Consider the following 17952-nt stretch of genomic DNA (forward strand, 5'->3'; position numbering starts at 1 on the left):
TGCGGCTAACTTAACGACCGAGGGGCAAGGACTGCAGGACTTGCGAAGGTGGTTAGACGGCAAAGGGCACGAAGTGCGATAAAAAAGGAGGTGGGCGACATGCCCACCTCCTTTGAAGCCTAGCGTATGAGCTGCGGTCGTTGTGCAGTTTACTTGCGTGCGTTGCGAACACCTTCCGACAGCGCCGCGCACAGGGTCAGTACGCCGTCAATGGCTTGCTGGTCGTTCTTGGCCGTGGCGATGTGATCGATCAGCGCCGAACCCACTACCACCCCGTCTGCCAGGCGTGCGATGGCCGCTGCCTGGTCCGGTGTGCGGATACCAAAGCCGATGCTGATCGGCAGGTCGGTATGACGGCGCAGGCGGGTCACGGCTTCTTCGACGTGTTCCAGAGTGGCGGCGCCCGCCCCGGTAACACCGGCGACCGACACGTAATACACAAACCCGGAGCTGCCATTGAGCACAGTAGGCAGGCGCACATCATCGGTGGTCGGCGTGGTCAGGCGGATAAAGTCGATGCCTGCGGCCTGGGCCGGGTCGCACAGCTCGCCGTTGTGCTCGGGGGGCATGTCCACCACGATCAGGCCGTCGACGCCAGCTGCCTTGGCATCGGCAATGAACTGCGACACGCCATATTTATGGATCGGGTTGAAATAGCCCATCAACACCAGCGGCGTGTCGTTGTTGTCCTGGCGGAACTCGCGAACCATCTGCAGGGTTTTCAACAGGTTCTGTTTGGCGGCCAGCGCGCGGATATTGGCCAGTTGAATGGCCGGGCCGTCGGCCATCGGGTCGGTGAAGGGCATGCCCAGTTCGATCACGTCGGCGCCAGCGGCCGGCAAGCCCTTGAGGATCGCCAGCGAGGTGTCATAGCCGGGGTCGCCAGCGGTGACGAAGGTCACCAGGGCGGCGCGGTTTTGTTCTTTAAGTTGCGCAAAGCGCGTTTGCAGGCGGCTCATCAGTGTTTCTCCTGCTTGGACTGTTCCATATGGTGCATCACGGTCTGCATGTCTTTGTCGCCACGGCCCGAGAGATTGACCACCATCAGATGATCCTTGGGCAAGTTTGGCGCGCGCTTGAATACTTCAGCCAGGGCGTGGGCGCTTTCCAGGGCAGGAATGATCCCTTCCAGGCGGCAGCATTTGTGGAAGGCTTCCAGGGCTTCGTCGTCCGTTACCGAGGTGTATTGGACGCGGCCAATGTCATGCAACCAGGCGTGTTCCGGGCCGATGCCGGGGTAGTCCAGGCCTGCGGAAATCGAGTGGGCGTCGATGATCTGGCCGTCGTCGTCCTGCAGCAGGAAGGTGCGATTGCCGTGCAGCACGCCCGGGACGCCGCCGTTGAGGCTGGCGGCGTGCTTGCCGGTTTCGATGCCATGGCCTGCGGCTTCAACGCCGATGATCTCGACGCTGGTGTCATCCAGGAACGGGTGGAACAGGCCCATGGCGTTGGAACCGCCGCCGATGCACGCCACCAGGCTGTCCGGCAGGCGGCCTTCCTGGGCTTGCAGCTGGGTGCGGGTTTCCTTGCCGATCACTGCCTGGAAGTCGCGCACCATCGCCGGGTATGGGTGTGGGCCGGCCACGGTGCCGATCAGGTAGAAGGTGCTGTCGACGTTGGTGACCCAGTCGCGCAGGGCTTCGTTCATGGCGTCTTTGAGGGTGCCGGTGCCGGCGACCACGGGGATGACCTCGGCGCCCAGCAGCTTCATGCGAAACACGTTGGCCTGCTGGCGCTCGATGTCGGTGGTGCCCATGTAGATCACGCATTGCAGGCCAAAGCGCGCCGCCACAGTTGCGGTGGCCACGCCGTGCATGCCGGCGCCGGTCTCGGCGATGATGCGTTTCTTGCCCATGCGCCGGGCCAGCAGGATCTGGCCGATGCAGTTGTTGATCTTGTGCGCGCCGGTGTGGTTGAGCTCTTCGCGCTTGAGGTAGATCTTGGCGCCGCCGCAGAACTCGGTGAGGCGTTCGGCAAAGTACAGCGGGCTTGGGCGTCCGACATAATCGCGCTGAAAGTAGGCCAATTCTTCGTTAAACGCCGGATCTACCTTCGCCGCTTCGTATTCACGGGCCAGGTCGAGAATCAACGGCATCAGGGTTTCAGCGACGTAGCGGCCGCCGAACGCACCAAACAGGCCGTTGGCGTCGGGGCCGTTGCGTAGATCGGTCTGGGACTGAGTCATGGGACGCTCCAGGAAAAATGTGTTTAAAGGCAATGACGGTCACTCTACTCGTGACGCCCTGGCCTGAAAACCGATAAGATCGCCGTAACCTGTCAGGAAAATTCACAGATGAGTCGTGATCTCCCGCCCCTTAATGCCCTGCGCGCTTTTGAAGCCACTGCTCGCCTTAACAGCGTCAGCCAGGCTGCGCAGCTATTGCACGTGACCCACGGTGCTGTCAGCCGGCAGTTGAAAGTACTGGAGGAGCATTTGGGCGTGAGCCTGTTCGTCAAGGATGGACGCGGCCTTAAACTCACAGATGCTGGCGTCAGGCTACGAGATGCCAGCAGCGAGGCTTTTGAGCGGTTGCGCGACGTGTGCGCCGAACTCACCCAACGCGGCGCTGATGCGCCCTTCGTTCTTGGCTGTTCAGGCAGCTTGCTGGCGCGTTGGTTTATCCCTCGGCTGGGGCGGTTGAATGCCGACTTGCCGGATTTACGCCTGCACCTGTCGGCGGGCGAAGGCGATCTGGACCCGCGCCGTCCGGGGCTGGATGCCCTGCTGGTATTCGCTGAGCCGCCTTGGCCGGCGGACATGCAAGTGTATGAACTGGCCAGCGAGCGAATCGGCCCGGTCTTGAGCCCCCGCTTCGCCGGTTTTGAACACCTGCGTCAGGCCCCAGCGTCGGAACTGCTGGAGCAACCCTTGCTTCACACCACGTCAAGGCCGCAAGCCTGGCCCAGTTGGGCACGGCAACACGGCATCGAACCCGGTGCGCTGAAGCTCGGCCAGGGGTTTGAGCATTTGTATTATTTACTGGAAGCGGCGGTTGCCGGCTTGGGAGTGGCAATTGCGCCAGAACCGCTGGTGGCAGAGGACCTGCGAGCGGGTCGCCTGGTGGCGCCGTGGGGGTTCAGTGAAACCCCGGCGCACCTGGCGTTGTGGCTACCCAAGCGCGCCGCAGACGGGCGCGCCGGGCAGTTGGCGCAATGGCTCAAGGCTGAGCTGTTGCGTCAACCGGTGTAACCGGTCAATCAGTCACCGCGCTTGCACAGCAGGTAAGCCGCCAGCAGGCCCAGCGCGCCCACGGCGACGCCAGCGGTCGTCCATGGGTGCTCTTGTGCGTAGTCACGGGTGGCAGCGCTGGTTTCGCGGATTTTGACTTTGCTTTCTTCGTAGGCGTCGCTGATCAGATGGCGAGAGTGCTTGAGCGCGTTCTCGGCATTGCTCTTCAAGGCCTTCAGCGTTTTGCGCGACTCATCGGACGCGTCGTCCTTGAGGCTCTCCAGAGATTTGAGCAGGCTCGAAATCTCGGCTTCCATGCTTTCCAGCGACGCTTTGCGTAAAGAAGTGTTGGCCATGTGGACATCTCCTGAAGTGATTGAGTGGCGTGTGTAGATACCGACTGCGCCGGTTTCAGAAAGTGCAGTAATTCTGAACTTTCGCCTCCCAACGGTCGCCTGAAGCAGTACGCACATTCGCTGCTAGTCTTGATTGACGACCTAAAGGAGAAACGCCATGAGTGATCATCACACGTACAAGAAAGTCGAACTGGTAGGCTCTTCCACCACCAGCATCGAAGACGCGATCAACAATGCCCTGGCCGAAGCCAACAAGAGCATCAAGCATCTGGAATGGTTTGAGGTGACCGAAACCCGTGGTCACATCAAGGATGGCAAGGCTGCACACTTCCAGGTCACGCTCAAAGTGGGATTCCGCATTGCCAGTAGTTGATCGGCAGAGTTGAACTTTGCCCGCTGGCCGATTGCCATAACCTGCGCTACAAACAACGGGTGCCGACGCGATGAGCGTCGGCACGCTCTTTTTGATCAGCGCAAGGAAAGTAACGGATGAAGAAGTTTCTGTTAGCGGTAGGGTTGTTGAGCATTGCGGGTACCGCTATGGCGGCGGGCAAGCCTTGTGAAGAGTTGAAAAGCGAAATCGCAGCGAAAATCGACGCCAAGGGTGCTTCGGGGTATTCGCTGGAAGTGGTGGACAAAGGTGCTACGCCAAGTGACCACACAGTAGTTGGCACCTGCGAAGGTGGCACCAAGGAAATTGCCTACAAGCGCGGTTAATCTCGTGTTGTGGACATAAAAACCGACGCAAGTGCGTCGGTTTTTTTCGCTTGGATTTCAGCCCTTCATCACTTGTGCGAGCAGCTCGTAGGAATGAATCCGGTCGGCGTGCTCATACAGGTCACTGGTAAAAATCAGCTCATCAGCGCCGGTCTGCTCGATCAACACCTCCAGCTTGGGGTTGTACGCCGGAATCCCAGAAATTTCCGTCAGCCCAGCTCCAGTCCCGCCACGAGCGCATCCAGGTCGATGAACTTGCCGTCAGTCTGGAAGGTGTAATGCCCGTTCAGCAGGATGTGCCGCCAGGCCGCTGGCGACATCTGCGTGATCAACGCCAGCGCCTTGGCATTGCCAGCTGCCTCGTACTTCGTCAGCAGCAGGGACAGGATCGCCGAGTTGTAGAAGATGATCGCGTTGCCGATCAGCCTGGCGCACTGGTTGCTGATCTCGATTTCGATGTCGGTGCGGCCGGTCAATTCCTTCTTCCCACCGACTTGGGCGATGGTCGAGCGTAGCTGGTGATAGGGGAGCCCGCAGAATTCGGAAAAAATCGTACGCTAAGGTTTTCCGGGCAATCGTAGCGGCCTGAACTTCCCGATCTCCAGCCTGCGGCTCTGCCGCCAGACGTAATCGCCAGTCAGGTTGATGTGCTCCCAGCCCAGCGGCAATAGGTATTGCAGCAGCTCGCCGCCCACCGACTTGCCAGCCTCGACCAGCCCCAAGTGATGCACTCCAGATACATCGTGTTCCATAGCACGATGGCCGTCACCAAGTTTGGGCTTCTGGCTCTGTAGCGCTGCGGCTCGAAGTTCCGATCCTGATTTTGCCTAAAACTGGACACTAGCTATTGTCTTTGAACAACGTCGATACGGTACGGGCAACATGGTCTGCACCGTCACTGATTTCACGCATAATAGTTGTTACAGTTGCGATCTGATCGTTGTTTTCTTCGGCGCTTCTAGCGATGCTGTTCATATCTATATTCAGTTGCTGAGTAAGCTTTCCGTTAGCAGTTACCACATTCTGGATTTCCACGGTGGCACTGCTAGTTCGAGCTGCCAACTGACGAACCTCGTCGGCTACTACAGCAAAGCCTCGGCCCATTTCACCCGCTCGGGCAGCTTCAATTGCGGCGTTAAGTGCTAGTAAGTTAGTTTGTTCTGCCACGCCTTGGATGATGGTAACAATTTTCTCGATATCTTTAGCCTGAGCATTTAGCTGTGTAATCGAAATAACCGCACCGTTTATTAAATTAAATGTACCCTGAGATAGTTCAATTGAACTAGCAAGGGACTCCATGCCCCGCACGGAAATTTGAGATGTCTCCTCGGCGGTGGTGAAGGAAAGCTCTGCGGCCTGACGGATTTCATCAGCCTTATGCTTCTGCGAGCTGACGTCGGTGGCAAATTTTAACACTTTCACAACCTGGCCGGCTTCATCAATGACGGGGTTGTAGGTGGCCTCAAGATAGATGGTCTCTCCCGATGCGGTCTTGCGCTCAAATTGCCCGCTTAAAAAAGTTCCTCCCTTTAAACTCTGCCAAAAATTTGGATTTTCTTGATAAAAATTATCGAAACAGAACATTCGGTGGTGTCGACCCTTGATATCGCTGAGGCGATAACCCATAGCACGGAGGAAATTCTCATTTGCATGCAGGATGTCACCGTTAGGTGTGAACTCGATCTCCGCCATCGAGCGGGAGATGGCTGCATGGACGGCTCTTAGTGAGAGTAACTCGTTTTCTCTCTGAGTGACATCTGAGCCAATCTTAATGATTTCAATAACTTTTCCATCTTGATTTTGAACTGGAATATAAGTAGCCTCAATCAATACTAAGTTACCGTCTTTGCGCAGCCGCCTAAATAAACCTGATTGAAGATGGCCGTCAGCCAATTTCTGCCAGAAGCGCGAATAATCAGCTGTGTTAGCATAATTCTTTTCGCAGAAAATTCTGTGGTGCTGCCCTGCTATTTCTTCGAGTTTGTAACCAAGCATCTCTAGAAAGATATTGCTCGCATAGATTACGCTCCCGTCTGGCCTGAATCTGATTTCCGCGACATTTCGACTTATTGAATCAAGCTGCCGCTGTAGTTCTGAGAGCTTATTTTCTGTGTCCAGCAGTTGTTTGTTTTTATTGAAAAACATAATCATTACCTTTGTGCAAATAAAATAATACTTGGGGCCCAATTTATACTGTATCGGTTAGCGCAACCGCTTCTTGAGAGCATAGCTCTTTATAGTTGGAAAATTAGCGATTTGCAGCCATGTGTCATATTGAGCTATGCCTCAACCTGGCGTCAGTGTCGTTTTCAGAAGACGACCGCACCATCTGACTGGATGTAACGCCTGGTGTGCATACGGCTCCTGACAGCCCAATATCAGGAGTCGTCTGCACCAATCTCGACTATGCTCAATACTCGTGTGCACCAAAGCGAGGTTTGGGCATGACATCAGACACTCCACCGATTGCCGCGCAAGGCGTGGCCACCCTGCCCGACGAGGCATGGGCGCAAGCCCGGCACCGGACGGAAATCATCGGGCCACTGGCAGCGCTTGAGGTGGTCGGGCATGAAGCCGCCGATGAGGCAGCCCAAGCGCTGGGCCTGTCCCGGCGACAGGTATATGTCCTGATCCGTCGCGCCCGGCAGGGTACTGGCCTGGTAACAGACCTGACGCCCGGCCGATCCGGCGGCGGCAAAGGCAAGGGGCGCTTGCCGGAACCGGTCGAGCGCATCATCCGCGAGCTGCTGCAAAAGCGCTTCCTGACCAAGCAGAAACGCAGCCTGGCGGCGTTCCACCGCGAAGTCGCGCAGGCGTGCAAAACCCAGAAGCTGCCGGTGCCGGCGCGCAACACCGTGGCCCAGCGGATTGCCGGACTACACCCGGCGAAAATAGCCCGCAGCCGGGGCGGGCAGGACGCTGCCCGTCCCTTGCAAGGCGCGGGTGGCATTCCGCCCGAAGTCACCATGCCGCTGGAACAGGTGCAGATCGACCACACCGTCATCGACCTGATCGTGGTCGACGAGCGCGACCGGCAACCGATTGGCCGCCCATATTTGACCCTCGCCATCGACGTGTTCACGCGCTGCGTACTCGGCCTGGTGGTCACGCTGGAAGCGCCGTCCGCCGTCTCGGTCGGCCTATGCCTCGCGCATGCCGCCTGCGACAAGCGGCCCTGGCTGGAAGGGCTGAATGTGGAAATGGACTGGCCGATGAGCGGCAAGCCCAGGCTGCTCTATCTGGACAACGCGGCCGAGTTCAAAAGCGAAGCGCTGCGCCGTGGCTGCGAACAGCATGGCATCCGGCTGGACTATCGCCCACCAGGCCAGCCGCACTACGGCGGCATCGTGGAACGGATCATCGGCACGGCGATGCAGATGATCCACGACGAATTACCGGGGACGACCTTCTCCAATCCCGGCCAGCGCGGCGAGTACGATTCCGAGAAGATGGCCACCCTGACGCTGCGCGAGCTGGAGCGCTGGCTCGCGTTGGCGGTAGGCACCTATCACGGCTCCGTGCACAACGGCCTGCTCCAGCCGCCGGCCGCGCGCTGGGCCGAGGCCGTGGAGCGCGTTGGCGTCCCGGCCGTCGTTACCCGCCCCACCGCGTTTTTGGTCGATTTCCTGCCGGTGATCCGCCGCACCCTGACCCGCACCGGCTTTGTCATCGACCACATCCACTACTACGCCGACGCCCTCAAGCCGTGGATTGCCCGGCGCGAGCGCTTGCCCGCCTTCCTGATCCGGCGCGATCCGCGCGACATCAGCCGCATCTGGGTACTGGAACCGGAAGGTCAGCACTATCTGGAGATCCACTACCGCACCTTGTCCCATCCGGCCGTCACCCTCTGGGAACAACGCCAGGCGCTGGCCAAATTGCGTCAGCTCGGGCGCGAGCAGGTGGACGAGTCGGCGCTGTTCCGCATGATCGGGCAGATGCGCGAGATCGTGACCACCGCCCAGAAGGCCACGCGCAAGGCGCGGCGCGACGCTGATCGCCGCCAGCACCTCAAGACGTCGGAGCCACCGGCCAAGCCCATACCGCCGGATGTGGACATGGCTGACCCGCAGGCAGACAACCTGCCGCCGGCCAAACCGTTCGATCAGATCGAGGAGTGGTAGCCGTGGACGAATATCCCGTCATTGACCTGTCCCACCTGCTGCCAGCGGCACAGGGTTTGGCCAGGCTGCCGGCAGACGAGCGCATCCAGCGCATTCGCGCCGACCGCTGGATCGGCTACCCGCGCGCGGTCGAGGCGCTGAACCGGCTGGAAACTCTGTATGCGTGGCCGAACAAGCAACGCATGCCAAACCTGCTGCTGGTCGGCCCCACCAACAACGGCAAGTCGATGATCGTCGAGAAATTCCGGCGGGCGCACCCGGTCGGCACCGACGCTGACCAAGAACATATCCCGGTGCTGGTCGTGCAGATGCCGTCAGAGCCATCGGTGATCCGCTTCTATGTCGCGCTGCTGGCTGCGATGGGCGCGCCGCTGCGCCCGCGCCCACGGCTGCCGGAAATGGAGCAACTGGCGCTGGCCCTGCTGCGCAAGGTCGGCGTGCGCATGCTGGTGATCGACGAACTGCACAATGTACTGGCTGGCAACAGCGTTAACCGGCGCGAGTTCCTCAACCTGCTGCGCTTCCTCGGCAACGAGCTGCGTATCCCCCTGGTCGGGGTCGGCACGCGCGAGGCGTACCTGGCCATCCGTTCGGACGATCAGTTGGAAAACCGCTTCGAGCCGATGCTGCTGCCGCCGTGGGAGGCCAATGAGGACTGCTGCTCGCTGCTGGCCAGCTTCGCGGCGTCACTCCCGCTACGGCGGCCATCCCCGATTGCCACGCTGGACATGGCCCGCTACCTGCTCACCCGGAGCGAAGGCACCATCGGCGAGCTTGCACATCTGCTGGTGGCGGCGGCCGTCGCCGCCGTGGAGAGTGGCGAGGAAGCGATCAACCACCGCACGCTCAGCATGGCCGACTACATCGGCCCCAGTGAGCGGCGGCGACAGTTCGAGCGGGAACTGATGTGAAGTCCGCGCCGCGCTGGCCGCTGCATCCGGCACCCAAGGAAGGCGAAGCCCTGTCCTCATGGCTCAACCGGGTCGCCGCCTGCTACCAGATGGACGTGCACGAGCTGCTGGCCCACGATCTTGGTCACAGCCAACTTGATGACCTGGATACCGCACCATCCTTGTCGTTGCTGACGGCGCTCTGCCAGCGCAGTGGCGTCGAGCTGGAGCGGTTGCGCAGCATGAGTCTTGCAGGCTGGGTGCCGTGGCTGCTCGACAGTCTCGACGATTCGGTACCAGCAGCCTTGGAAACCTATACATTCCAATGCGCGGTGCTCCTGCCCAAGCGCACCCGCAAGGTGCGGTCCATCACTCGCTGGCGTGCCTGGCTACCGAGCCAGACGATTCGCCGGGCGTGTCCGCAGTGTCTGAACGATCCAACGAATCAAGCTGTGCTACTCGTCTGGCAGCTCCCCTTGATGCTGAGCTGCCCGCAGCATGGCTGCTGGCTGGAGTCCTACTGGGGCATGCACGGCCGGTATCTTCAGTGGGAAATCGCCGATGCTGCGCCGCGCCCTGCCGATGACGCAATCGCCTGCATGGACCGGCGCACCTGGCAGGCGCTGACGACGGGTTTTGTGGAGCTGCCGCGTCGGCGTGTCCACGCCGGCTTGTGGTTCCGGCTGCTGCGCACCCTGCTTGATGAGCTGAACACGCCGCTCTCGCACTGCGGCAGTTGCTCGGCGAGCATCCGCCATGTCTGGGAGCGCTGCGGCCATCCGCTGCGCGCCGGGCAGAGTCTGTGGCGTCCCTACGAGATTCTGGCCCCGGCGGTGCAGTGGCAGATGCTGGAGGCGGCGGCCACCGCCATCACGCTGATCGAGTCAAAGGCGCTGATCCCGCGCGGGGAACAGGCCGCGCTGTTTCAGACGGAGCCGCACACTGGTTTCACCAACGGCCTGCCGGCGAAGGTGCCGAAGCCGGAACCCATCAACCACTGGCAACGAGCAGCCCAGGCCATCGATGAGGCCATCATTGAAGCGCGACACAACCCGGAGACGGCCCGCTTGCTGTTCACACTGGCGTCCTACGGGCGACGCGACCCCGAATCCCTGGAACGTTTGCGCGCCACGTTCACCAAGGAGGGCATCCCGCCGGAGTTTTTGTCACATTACGAGCCTGAATGGCCGTTTGCAGGTCTTAGACTAAATGACGGGTTAAGTGACAGTTTTTGACGGCGAGAACTTTCTGGCTCACACTGTCACATAATCGAACGTATATGTGACAGGTACGACATGCTGATAGGCTACATGCGGGTATCGAAGGCGGACGGCTCCCAGGCTACCGATTTGCAGCGCGACGCGCTGATTGCCGCCGGGGTCGATCCAGTACATCTTTACGAGGACCAGGCATCCGGCATGCGCGAGGATCGGCCCGGCTTGACGAGCTGCCTGAAGGCGTTGCGAACTGGCGACACACTGGTCGTGTGGAAACTGGATCGGCTCGGACGCGACCTGCGACATCTCATCAACACCGTGCACGACCTGACTGGGCGCGGCATCGGCTTGAAGGTATTAACCGGGCACGGCGCGGCCATCGACACCACGACCGCCGCCGGCAAGCTGGTCTTTGGCATCTTCGCCGCCCTGGCCGAGTTCGAGCGCGAGTTGATCGCGGAGCGCACGATTGCCGGCCTAGCCTCGGCCCGCGCGCGCGGGCGGAAAGGCGGCCGGCCGTTCAAGATGACCGCCGCCAAGCTGCGGCTGGCGATGGCGGCAATGGGTCAGCCAGAGACCAAGGTCGGCGACCTGTGCCAGGAACTTGGCGTCACGCGGCAGACCCTGTATCGGCATGTTTCACCCAAGGGTGAGCTACGTCCAGATGGCGAGAAGCTACTCAGCCGAATTTGATGCCGGCATGAGGCAACGTAGCGACAGCGTGGTTTGTCTCAATGGGAAGCGCTCATGATCGATCTTTGAAGGCCCGCAGCAGTCGTGTCACAGACAGGACGAACAAACCGGTCAGCGTGAGGGCTGCGATACCCCAGTACTCTCCGATGAACGCGCCGGCCGTCGTGCCGGCCAGCACAATGGCGAGAATCGGCAAATGGCAGGGACAGGTGAGCACGGCCAGCGCGCCCCACAGGTAGCCGGTGATCGGTTTGTGCGTCTCGGACGGCAAGCGCTCGGGGCTGTTCATGGCAGACTCTCCGCGTGCTGTGCCGGCTCGGTCGGCATGGTGGCCAACTGCACCTCCAGATCGGCCAACGCTTCGCGCCGACGCTCGACGAACTGGCGCAGAACGGCAAGCTGCGCGGCCGCTTCATCGCCGTCCGCAGCATCCAGCGCCCGGCACAGCCGCGCCAGCGCGTCCAGGCCGATGCCCGCCTCGAAGGCCGCCCGCACGAAGCACAGCCGTTGCAAGGCGGCATCATCGAACAGGCCATAGCCGCCCGGGGTGCACGCCACCGGACGCAGCAATCCGCGCAGCAGGTAGTCGCGCACGATATGCACGCTCACCCCGGCATCAAGGGCCAGCCGGGACACGGTGTAGGCGCTCATTGAAAACCTCCTTTTTTTATCCAGCGCAGCAGGAAAGCTGCTTCACGTCCTTGTTGAAGGTCTGCGCCGCAAGCTTCAACCCCTCGACCATTGTCAGGTAGGGGAACAACTGGTCGGCCAGTTCCTGCACCGTCATGCGGTTGCGGATGGCGAGCACCGCCGTCTGGATCAGTTCGCCCGCTTCCGGGGCCACCGCCTGCACGCCGATGAGCCGTCCGCTACCTTCCTCGATGACCAGCTTGATGAAGCCGCGTGTGTCGAAGTTGGCAAGCGCTCGCGGAACGTTGTCGAGTGTCAGCGTGCGACTGTCGGTCTCGATGCCATCGTGGTGCGCTTCCGCCTCGCTGTAGCCCACGGTGGCGACTTGCGGGTCGGTGAACACCACTGCCGGCATCGCGGTCAGATTGAGGGCTGCGTCGCCGCCGGTCATGTTGATCGCGGCACGGGTGCCGGCGGCCGCTGCCACGTAGACGAACTGCGGCTGGTCGGTGCAGTCGCCGGCCGCGTAGATGTTCGGGTTGCTCGTGCGCATGCCTTGGTCGATAACGATGGCCCCTTGCGCATTGACAGTGACCCCCGCCGCGTCCAGCGCGAGGCTGCGCGTATTCGGTGCCCGACCGACGGTACGGGATTGGTCGTCGAAATTAAGCACCAGGTCAGCGAGCTGCCCAATTATGGCTCGTCGCCTTTGGGGCTTGTTGCGTCGTGAGCGTGAAACCCCGTCGCTGCCACCGATCAACGTGAAGCGAGTTTATCGCGTCCTGCTTGATCACAACTCGTTGTTGGCACGACGAATCAAACAGCCTGCCGTACAGCGCCGGCATGAAGGCCGGATCTCCGTCACTACCAGTGATACCGCTGGTGTTAGGATGGTTTTGAGTTCCATTGCGACGACGGTGCGAAGTTAAGCGTGTCCTTTGCGCTGGACTGCTGTGATAGCGAAGCCACCTTTAAAGTGAAGTACTGATCCATCGAGCGATCAGGGGATTCACCTGCCTTACCAAGCCGTTGGCTGCGAATAAACGGCTGCAAAAAAAACGCCCCGGTGGGGCGTTAAAACTCATCTCTTCCCAAAGAAGCTACAAAGGAGCGACAAAATAGCTCCAGAGATGAGTGTTGCTGCGCAGATCAGTTGAAACTGGTATGCCGAGTTAAATTAGAAACCGAATCGAATGTTACCGAATAGTAACACTCTGAGCAATACTCTAGCTGAGAGCAACACGGTTATTGACTTGAGTTGGGCATCATGCCGCATAGCCATGGCGTCTTGCGTCACTTGGCCTATCATTTCGACGGGGCATTTTAAAATCGAAACGCTTGCGTGGGCGCATGTTCAATTGCAGGGCTACCAGCGTAGGCGAAGACATCCAGGGCAATGGCAGAAGCAGCCCGCTGGACGCCATCGCAGCCAAAGCGAGCCCACCCACGCGCCAGGCACGACGCTTGTACAGCACCTCGTGCGCAGCAGAAACCAGGCATGTGCCGGATCGGTTCACGATGAAACCCACGGTAAACGCAAGGGCAGCTACGAGCACCAGTACCCAGATAGGCAAGAGATCAGGCATCGATGGCGTCCTCAGCGTCGGTGTTGTTTCGGGTGATACGTGAGTAAGAACACGAAAGCTGATCAGCCCGCCACGGGAATGCGCATGGTGACGAACTCTTCCGCCGCCGTCGGGTGCACGCCGATGGTTTCATCGAAATGCTGCTTGGTCGCGCCTGCCTTGAGCGCGATCGCTAGCCCCTGGATGATTTCACCGGCATCCGGGCCCACCATGTGGCAACCCAGAACCTTGTCGGTGTCTGCGTCGACCACCAACTTCATCAGGGTGCGCTCCTGGCAGTCGGTCAACCTTAGCTTCATCGGCTGGAAGCGGCTTTCGAAAACCTGCACCTTGTGGCCGTCAGCCTTGGCTTGCTCTTCGCTCAAGCCGACTGTGCCAATGTTCGGCAGGCTAAACACCGCCGTCGGGATCATCGCGTAATCCACCAGGCGATATTGCTCAGGCTTGAACAGACGACGCGCCACCGCCATGCCTTCGGCCAACGCCACTGGCGTCAGCTGCACGCGCCCGATCACATCGCCAATGGCCAGGATCGACGACTCAGTCGTCTGATAGAGATCGTCCACTTCAACAAAGCCACGCTTGTCCAGTTTGACGCCGGTGTTTTCCAACCCCAGGTTGTCGAGCATCGGACGTCGGCCGGTGGCGTAGAACACGCAATCTGCTTCCAGCGCGCGCCCGTCTTTCAGGGTGGCCTTGAGGCTGCCGTCGGCCTGTTTATCGATGCGTTCGATATCAGCATTGAACTGCAAGTCCATCCCGCGTTTGGTCAGCTCTTCCTGCAGATGCTTGCGCACCGCTCCATCAAAGCCGCGCAGGAACAGATCGCCGCGATACAACAGCGTTGTTTGCGTGCCAAGGCCATGGAAAATCCCGGCAAACTCCACCGCGATGTAACCGCCACCCACCACCAGCACGCGCTTGGGCAGTGCTTTGAGGAAGAACGCTTCGTTGGAACCGATGGCATGCTCGCGTCCCGGAATGTCCGGAATCTGCGGCCAGCCGCCGGTGGCGATCAGGATATGTTTGGCGGTGAAGCGCTCACCGTTGATCTCCACCTGGTGCGGATCCACCAGGCGCGCGTGCCCTTCATGCAGGGTCACGCCACTGTTGACCAGCAGGTTGCGATAAATGCCATTGAGGCGATTGATCTCGCGGTCTTTGTTGGCAATCAAGGTCGGCCAATCAAAGTTCGCCTCACCCAGCGACCAGCCGAAACCACTGGCCTGCTCAAAATCTTCGGCAAAGTGCGCGCCGTAGACCAGCAGTTTTTTGGGCACACAACCCACGTTGACGCAGGTACCGCCTAGGTAGCGGCTTTCAGCCACGGCCACCTTGGCACCATAGCCTGCGGCGAAACGCGCAGCCCGAATACCGCCAGAGCCCGCACCAATTACATAAAGGTCAAAATCGTAGGCCATATCACTCTCCTCGGCAGGCAACAGCAAACCTATTGCGGCCCTTATCCGGCGCATTGCGACCGGCCAGCTACTTGCTCGTCAATTGGGTGAGGGCACCCAGATCGTTTGTTCGCATCTCTAAAGTGGACCAATATGCCTTCACTATTGAACGTAAAAACTCGGTGGCTTGGATAACCACTTGGCGCTCGCTGAAAGTCGCGCCGTTAGGCATGCTGAAGGCGCCACCGTTGAGTTCCATGACGATATCGTCGGCGACTAGAGCGCCGTTTTTTTCGACTTGGTTATGTGAAAATCGTAAACAACGTCTAAATAGCAGGGGACTAAACGTCCCCGGTCAAATTTGCGCCGGTTTAGCCGCAGGTTCATTTACATAGCAAAAGTTGCTGCTCTGTTGGACAAGCAATGTTCGCCAAGACTATTCGGCGAAAGCGGCTTCGAGATTGAGTTTTGCGGCATCACCTTCCCGTTGAAAGCCAGGCTGGTTCAACTTCACGGACCATACATAGTCGTGTTTAAATGACAATGATTGAATCACGCCCTGCCTAACTCTCTGACATTGCTGATTAACAGCAATCACATATCATAGAGTTGTTATACGTAGTATGGAAACGAATCTAGTTATGCTTTCCGCCTATGTTGTGTGCTGGCACTCGGGCCGACGGCCACGCTGTCCCCCGGAGTGAAAAGGTCAGCAACATAGTACCCATCAAGGCGCACCGACCCACGTGGTGCGGCATTGCGCTCAGTCACTGCAACTGCCCCCCCTGAACGACACTCACGTACCCTTACTGAAAGTAGGCCTACCCCACACAAAGGCTACCGCTTGCATCCGCGGTCGCACCTACTGCCAAAATCCTCTCACCTAATTTCCGTAAACACTCCATCCAACCCCCCCCACCTCCAACGCAAAACCTGTCAGATTTTGGTATAGTCTCGTCAAGAATCTAACGCCTGCGCCGGATGTTACTTTCCGGCAAGTAGCATGTCAAGAGCAGTGGGTGCCACATAAAAAAATAGGTGTTATGTGATGACTAATACTCCAACGGACCAGACAGCGCTTGCAGAAAAAGAGAAGCGCTCAACTGCACCGAGAGAGAGAATTTTGCGTGCTGCAGGAGAGATGTTCCATAAATATGGAATTCACGCAGTCGGGGTTGAGGCGATTGCAGCAGCAGCGCACAGCAACAAAATGACTTTGTATCGACACTTTTCCTCTAAAGAGATGTTAATTGCAGCCACCATTCGAGAGCAGCACAAAGCGAGTGAAGCTGCATGGCAAGCATTACAGGAGGCGTATCCGAATGATCCGCGGGGAGAGCTCAACGGTTGGCTAGAAATGATGTACGCCTATATCCAGTCGCCAGGAGAACTGAGCTGCAAATTCATAGATAAGGCAATAGATGTACGGGACGCTCAACATCCAGCTCGGGTGGCGATTGAGGAAATCAATCATGTGCACATCAATCATCTGATCGAGATGTGCCGTGCCATAGGCTTCAAGAGCCATGAGGTACTGGCTGTCAATTTGTTCATTGTATTTAAGGGCGCAGACGAAAGCCGCCATATCGGAACTCATCGTTTGGCAGTATCGCTTCGTCAAATGGTACAAACACTGATCGCCCCCCATGAGCCGCATTAAGGGCTTCAGTGCTACACCGATTTTCGGTCAGTGCTAATAGCCCTGGCTGACACTTCAACGTTTCTCTAACAGCCAATCACTGCCTATTGCTCCTTTGTGCAGTAGGTGGTAGCTTGCTGGGTGTTACTTTTTGGTAATATTCCAGTTTGATGATTTTTAATACGTAACTGCCGCTAGCTCGGCTTTGCTGGACCTTCCGGCATTTGCCAACGGCGCAATAGGCTACGTAAACCGTGCATAGTGGTCTAAGTGAGGTTGTTCAGGCTGGTAGCGAGTTCTACAAGCAGATGACACTGAGGCCATTGCCCGTGGCCGGTTACGACGCAATGTTTAAGTAGACGTCCGCAGTACTAACTGGGTGCAGGACATATATACCTCGAAATGAAGCTGGACTGGACACCTACCGGGAGAAGCACCTCTATGAATAATAAAGCATTTGCCCCCCATCGCTTGCTGATGAAAGCGGTACTTGCCGCTGTTCTTGCCAGTTCTACGCTGCCGGCACATGCGAGCCACCATTTTGAGGTTGCCATTGCACGAACCAACACGGCGATCAGCCAGTTGGACAACTACGTGTTTCAAGCGGCTTCACCGGGGCGCACGGTCATTATCATGAATGTGAATTCAAGTCCGCGTCATGGTGCTACCTTCTCGCCGAATGCCTTGTACAACATTCATGTTGCCTTGGATGACAAGTTCAAGGAGGGGCACACATTCTCGTTCCAGTTTCGCGACGGTCAGGTCATGGCCTACTTGTCGGACAACCCAAACGGGCGAGTGGGTGAAACGGGTGTGGACATTGGTAAAGGTAAGGTCGGCGGCAGCGTCAATCTGAAGGACAAGATTGAACTTTGGACCGGTATCATCAAAGACCCGTTCTACGGTAATTCGTCTGGCCTGGGAGCGTATTCGGCGCAACTGAAGGCTGGCAAGTATGACCCTCAAGTCTGGAAGTCCGCCTCCGGCACCAATATTTTCAAAGACCAGGAATGTGGTGCAATTGTGCTGGAAATTCCCAATGAAATGCTGGGCAAAAATATCAAGGTCTTCATGACGACGGCGCTCAAGGAAAATGGCAAGTGGAGCCAAGTTCAATACTCGGCCAATCCTTTGCTGTCGCACGTTATGTATTTCGAAGACGAGGCTGTCAGAGTCGAGCATGATCGCAGCCGACCCAACACCCAGTCAGTACTGAAAAACTTCGTATCAGCGAGCACTGCGCGCGCTTCAGGCATTGCACAGACGCAGGCTCAACCATTCGCCTATGGCGACAAAGTGGCGGATGCGCTGATTCCCGATGTGCTGAATTATGAGGTTGGCAGCAAGGCAGGGTATTCGGCCGATGTGCGTAACGGACGTTACCTTGATGATGATGCGATGAGTGCCATGCTCACCCTCCTCATAGGCAAACCCACCGACCAGGCCATCGACAATCCAAAGTTGTATACCGATCAGTTCCCCTACGTCATTCCGTCAGACAAAAAGTGATCTGAGGTCAAACTTGAACATG

At 58.5% G+C, this 17952-nt stretch carries 16 protein-coding genes and 6 pseudogenes; 9 read left to right on the top strand and 13 right to left on the bottom strand.

The annotated features are described in order from the left end of the window. Positions 1-149: 149 nt before the first annotated feature. Both trpA and trpB read right to left on the bottom strand, forming a co-directional pair. Complete coding sequence (gene trpA, locus AB4P90_RS00510; RefSeq protein WP_014716305.1) at positions 150-959, bottom strand: tryptophan synthase subunit alpha; 810 nt, start codon at positions 957-959, stop codon at positions 150-152. Then, on the bottom strand, positions 959-2185 hold the full coding sequence (gene trpB / locus AB4P90_RS00515; RefSeq protein WP_014716306.1) for a tryptophan synthase subunit beta: 1227 nt from the start codon (positions 2183-2185) through the stop codon (positions 959-961). The genes trpA and trpB overlap by 1 nt, the downstream gene beginning before the upstream one ends. Before the next feature lie 108 nt (positions 2186-2293). On the opposite strand from trpB, the gene AB4P90_RS00520 reads away from it, so the two are divergent. After that, entirely contained in the window at positions 2294-3190 is an 897-nt protein-coding gene (locus AB4P90_RS00520; protein ID WP_019816921.1) for a LysR family transcriptional regulator, read from the top strand. An 8-nt stretch (positions 3191-3198) separates the two neighbouring features. On the opposite strand, the gene AB4P90_RS00525 is transcribed toward AB4P90_RS00520, so the two are convergent. After that, positions 3199-3525: a YqjD family protein gene (locus AB4P90_RS00525; protein ID WP_003187304.1), complete on the bottom strand. Its 327-nt coding sequence runs from the start codon at positions 3523-3525 to the stop codon at positions 3199-3201. Between the two features lie 157 nt (positions 3526-3682). Here AB4P90_RS00525 and AB4P90_RS00530 point away from each other — a divergent pair, with 157 nt between their 5' ends. Beyond that, positions 3683-3898, top strand: a complete 216-nt coding sequence (locus tag AB4P90_RS00530) for a dodecin (protein WP_005783406.1) — start codon at positions 3683-3685, stop codon at positions 3896-3898. Positions 3899-4014: 116 nt separating this feature from the next. Beyond that, entirely contained in the window at positions 4015-4242 is a 228-nt protein-coding gene (locus tag AB4P90_RS00535) for a DUF1161 domain-containing protein (RefSeq protein WP_014716308.1), read from the top strand. Positions 4243-4299: 57 nt separating this feature from the next. Here the strand turns inward: AB4P90_RS00535 and AB4P90_RS00540 are convergent. The 5 genes and pseudogenes from AB4P90_RS00540 to AB4P90_RS00560 all read right to left on the bottom strand — a co-directional run. Beyond that, positions 4300-4422: pseudogene (locus AB4P90_RS00540) on the bottom strand (LLM class flavin-dependent oxidoreductase); the annotation flags it as partial. A 29-nt stretch (positions 4423-4451) separates the two neighbouring features. Then, positions 4452-4766 (bottom strand): annotated as a pseudogene (locus AB4P90_RS00545) (Tn3 family transposase); the annotation flags it as partial. 33 nt (positions 4767-4799) lie between these two features. Continuing rightward, a pseudogene (locus AB4P90_RS00550) lies at positions 4800-5062 on the bottom strand (Tn3 family transposase); the annotation flags it as partial. A 20-nt stretch (positions 5063-5082) separates the two neighbouring features. Next, positions 5083-5541 (bottom strand): methyl-accepting chemotaxis protein, encoded by a 459-nt coding sequence (locus tag AB4P90_RS00555; RefSeq protein ID WP_275941885.1) that lies wholly within the window; start codon positions 5539-5541, stop codon positions 5083-5085. 135 nt (positions 5542-5676) lie between these two features. Beyond that, positions 5677-6393: pseudogene (locus AB4P90_RS00560) on the bottom strand (PAS domain-containing protein); the annotation flags it as partial. 293 nt (positions 6394-6686) lie between these two features. On the opposite strand from AB4P90_RS00560, the gene AB4P90_RS00565 reads away from it, so the two are divergent. Genes AB4P90_RS00565 through AB4P90_RS00580 form a run of 4 tightly spaced genes read left to right on the top strand, consistent with a single transcriptional unit; the run spans position 6687 to position 11166 of the window. Next, positions 6687-8366, top strand: coding sequence for a Mu transposase C-terminal domain-containing protein (locus AB4P90_RS00565; RefSeq protein WP_034011913.1), 1680 nt, complete (start codon positions 6687-6689; stop codon positions 8364-8366). Positions 8367-8368: 2 nt separating this feature from the next. Then, on the top strand, positions 8369-9277 hold the full coding sequence (locus AB4P90_RS00570) for a TniB family NTP-binding protein (RefSeq protein ID WP_003465065.1): 909 nt from the start codon (positions 8369-8371) through the stop codon (positions 9275-9277). Continuing rightward, a complete protein-coding gene (locus AB4P90_RS00575; RefSeq protein ID WP_054471483.1) occupies positions 9274-10491 on the top strand; it encodes a TniQ family protein in 1218 nt (405 codons plus the stop codon). Before AB4P90_RS00570 ends, AB4P90_RS00575 begins: the two co-directional genes overlap by 4 nt. Positions 10492-10551: 60 nt before the next feature. Then, on the top strand, positions 10552-11166 hold the full coding sequence (locus AB4P90_RS00580) for a recombinase family protein (RefSeq protein ID WP_000904941.1): 615 nt from the start codon (positions 10552-10554) through the stop codon (positions 11164-11166). A 52-nt stretch (positions 11167-11218) separates the two neighbouring features. On the opposite strand, the gene merE is transcribed toward AB4P90_RS00580, so the two are convergent. From merE to gorA, 5 genes and pseudogenes are all read right to left on the bottom strand, one after another. Continuing rightward, positions 11219-11455: a broad-spectrum mercury transporter MerE gene (merE, locus tag AB4P90_RS00585; RefSeq protein WP_001087809.1), complete on the bottom strand. Its 237-nt coding sequence runs from the start codon at positions 11453-11455 to the stop codon at positions 11219-11221. Then, positions 11452-11817 (bottom strand): mercury resistance co-regulator MerD, encoded by a 366-nt coding sequence (gene merD / locus AB4P90_RS00590; protein ID WP_003465059.1) that lies wholly within the window; start codon positions 11815-11817, stop codon positions 11452-11454. Before merD ends, merE begins: the two co-directional genes overlap by 4 nt. A gap of 16 nt (positions 11818-11833) precedes the next feature. Then, positions 11834-12436: pseudogene (locus AB4P90_RS00595) on the bottom strand (FAD-dependent oxidoreductase); the annotation flags it as partial. 621 nt (positions 12437-13057) lie between these two features. Next, positions 13058-13166: pseudogene (locus AB4P90_RS00600) on the bottom strand (IS30 family transposase); the annotation flags it as partial. 278 nt (positions 13167-13444) lie between these two features. Then, complete coding sequence (gorA, locus tag AB4P90_RS00605; protein WP_078481996.1) at positions 13445-14803, bottom strand: glutathione-disulfide reductase; 1359 nt, start codon at positions 14801-14803, stop codon at positions 13445-13447. Between the two features lie 1027 nt (positions 14804-15830). On the opposite strand from gorA, the gene AB4P90_RS00610 reads away from it, so the two are divergent. Then, positions 15831-16442, top strand: a complete 612-nt coding sequence (locus AB4P90_RS00610; protein WP_198834212.1) for a TetR/AcrR family transcriptional regulator — start codon at positions 15831-15833, stop codon at positions 16440-16442. Positions 16443-16862: 420 nt separating this feature from the next. Next, positions 16863-17930, top strand: a complete 1068-nt coding sequence (locus tag AB4P90_RS00615; protein WP_161493054.1) for a DUF4331 family protein — start codon at positions 16863-16865, stop codon at positions 17928-17930. Positions 17931-17952: the final 22 nt, after the last annotated feature.

The sequence above is a fragment of the Pseudomonas sp. B16120 genome (assembly GCF_044218845.1).
In the GTDB taxonomy this organism is placed as follows: Bacteria; Pseudomonadota; Gammaproteobacteria; order Pseudomonadales; family Pseudomonadaceae; genus Aquipseudomonas; species Aquipseudomonas paracarnis.

Coding starts and splice junctions, on each gene's coding strand:
- AB4P90_RS00615 (WP_161493054.1), top strand. CDS start 16,863: ATGAATAATAAAGCATTTGCCCCCCATCGCTTGCTGATGAAAGCGGTA.
- AB4P90_RS00530 (WP_005783406.1), top strand. CDS start 3,683: ATGAGTGATCATCACACGTACAAGAAAGTCGAACTGGTAGGCTCTTCC.
- trpA (WP_014716305.1), bottom strand. CDS start 959: ATGAGCCGCCTGCAAACGCGCTTTGCGCAACTTAAAGAACAAAACCGC.
- AB4P90_RS00520 (WP_019816921.1), top strand. CDS start 2,294: ATGAGTCGTGATCTCCCGCCCCTTAATGCCCTGCGCGCTTTTGAAGCC.
- AB4P90_RS00580 (WP_000904941.1), top strand. CDS start 10,552: ATGCTGATAGGCTACATGCGGGTATCGAAGGCGGACGGCTCCCAGGCT.
- AB4P90_RS00525 (WP_003187304.1), bottom strand. CDS start 3,525: ATGGCCAACACTTCTTTACGCAAAGCGTCGCTGGAAAGCATGGAAGCC.
- merE (WP_001087809.1), bottom strand. CDS start 11,455: ATGAACAGCCCCGAGCGCTTGCCGTCCGAGACGCACAAACCGATCACC.
- gorA (WP_078481996.1), bottom strand. CDS start 14,803: ATGGCCTACGATTTTGACCTTTATGTAATTGGTGCGGGCTCTGGCGGT.
- AB4P90_RS00535 (WP_014716308.1), top strand. CDS start 4,015: ATGAAGAAGTTTCTGTTAGCGGTAGGGTTGTTGAGCATTGCGGGTACC.
- AB4P90_RS00555 (WP_275941885.1), bottom strand. CDS start 5,541: ATGGAGTCCCTTGCTAGTTCAATTGAACTATCTCAGGGTACATTTAAT.
- trpB (WP_014716306.1), bottom strand. CDS start 2,185: ATGACTCAGTCCCAGACCGATCTACGCAACGGCCCCGACGCCAACGGC.
- merD (WP_003465059.1), bottom strand. CDS start 11,817: ATGAGCGCCTACACCGTGTCCCGGCTGGCCCTTGATGCCGGGGTGAGC.
- AB4P90_RS00610 (WP_198834212.1), top strand. CDS start 15,831: ATGACTAATACTCCAACGGACCAGACAGCGCTTGCAGAAAAAGAGAAG.
- AB4P90_RS00565 (WP_034011913.1), top strand. CDS start 6,687: ATGACATCAGACACTCCACCGATTGCCGCGCAAGGCGTGGCCACCCTG.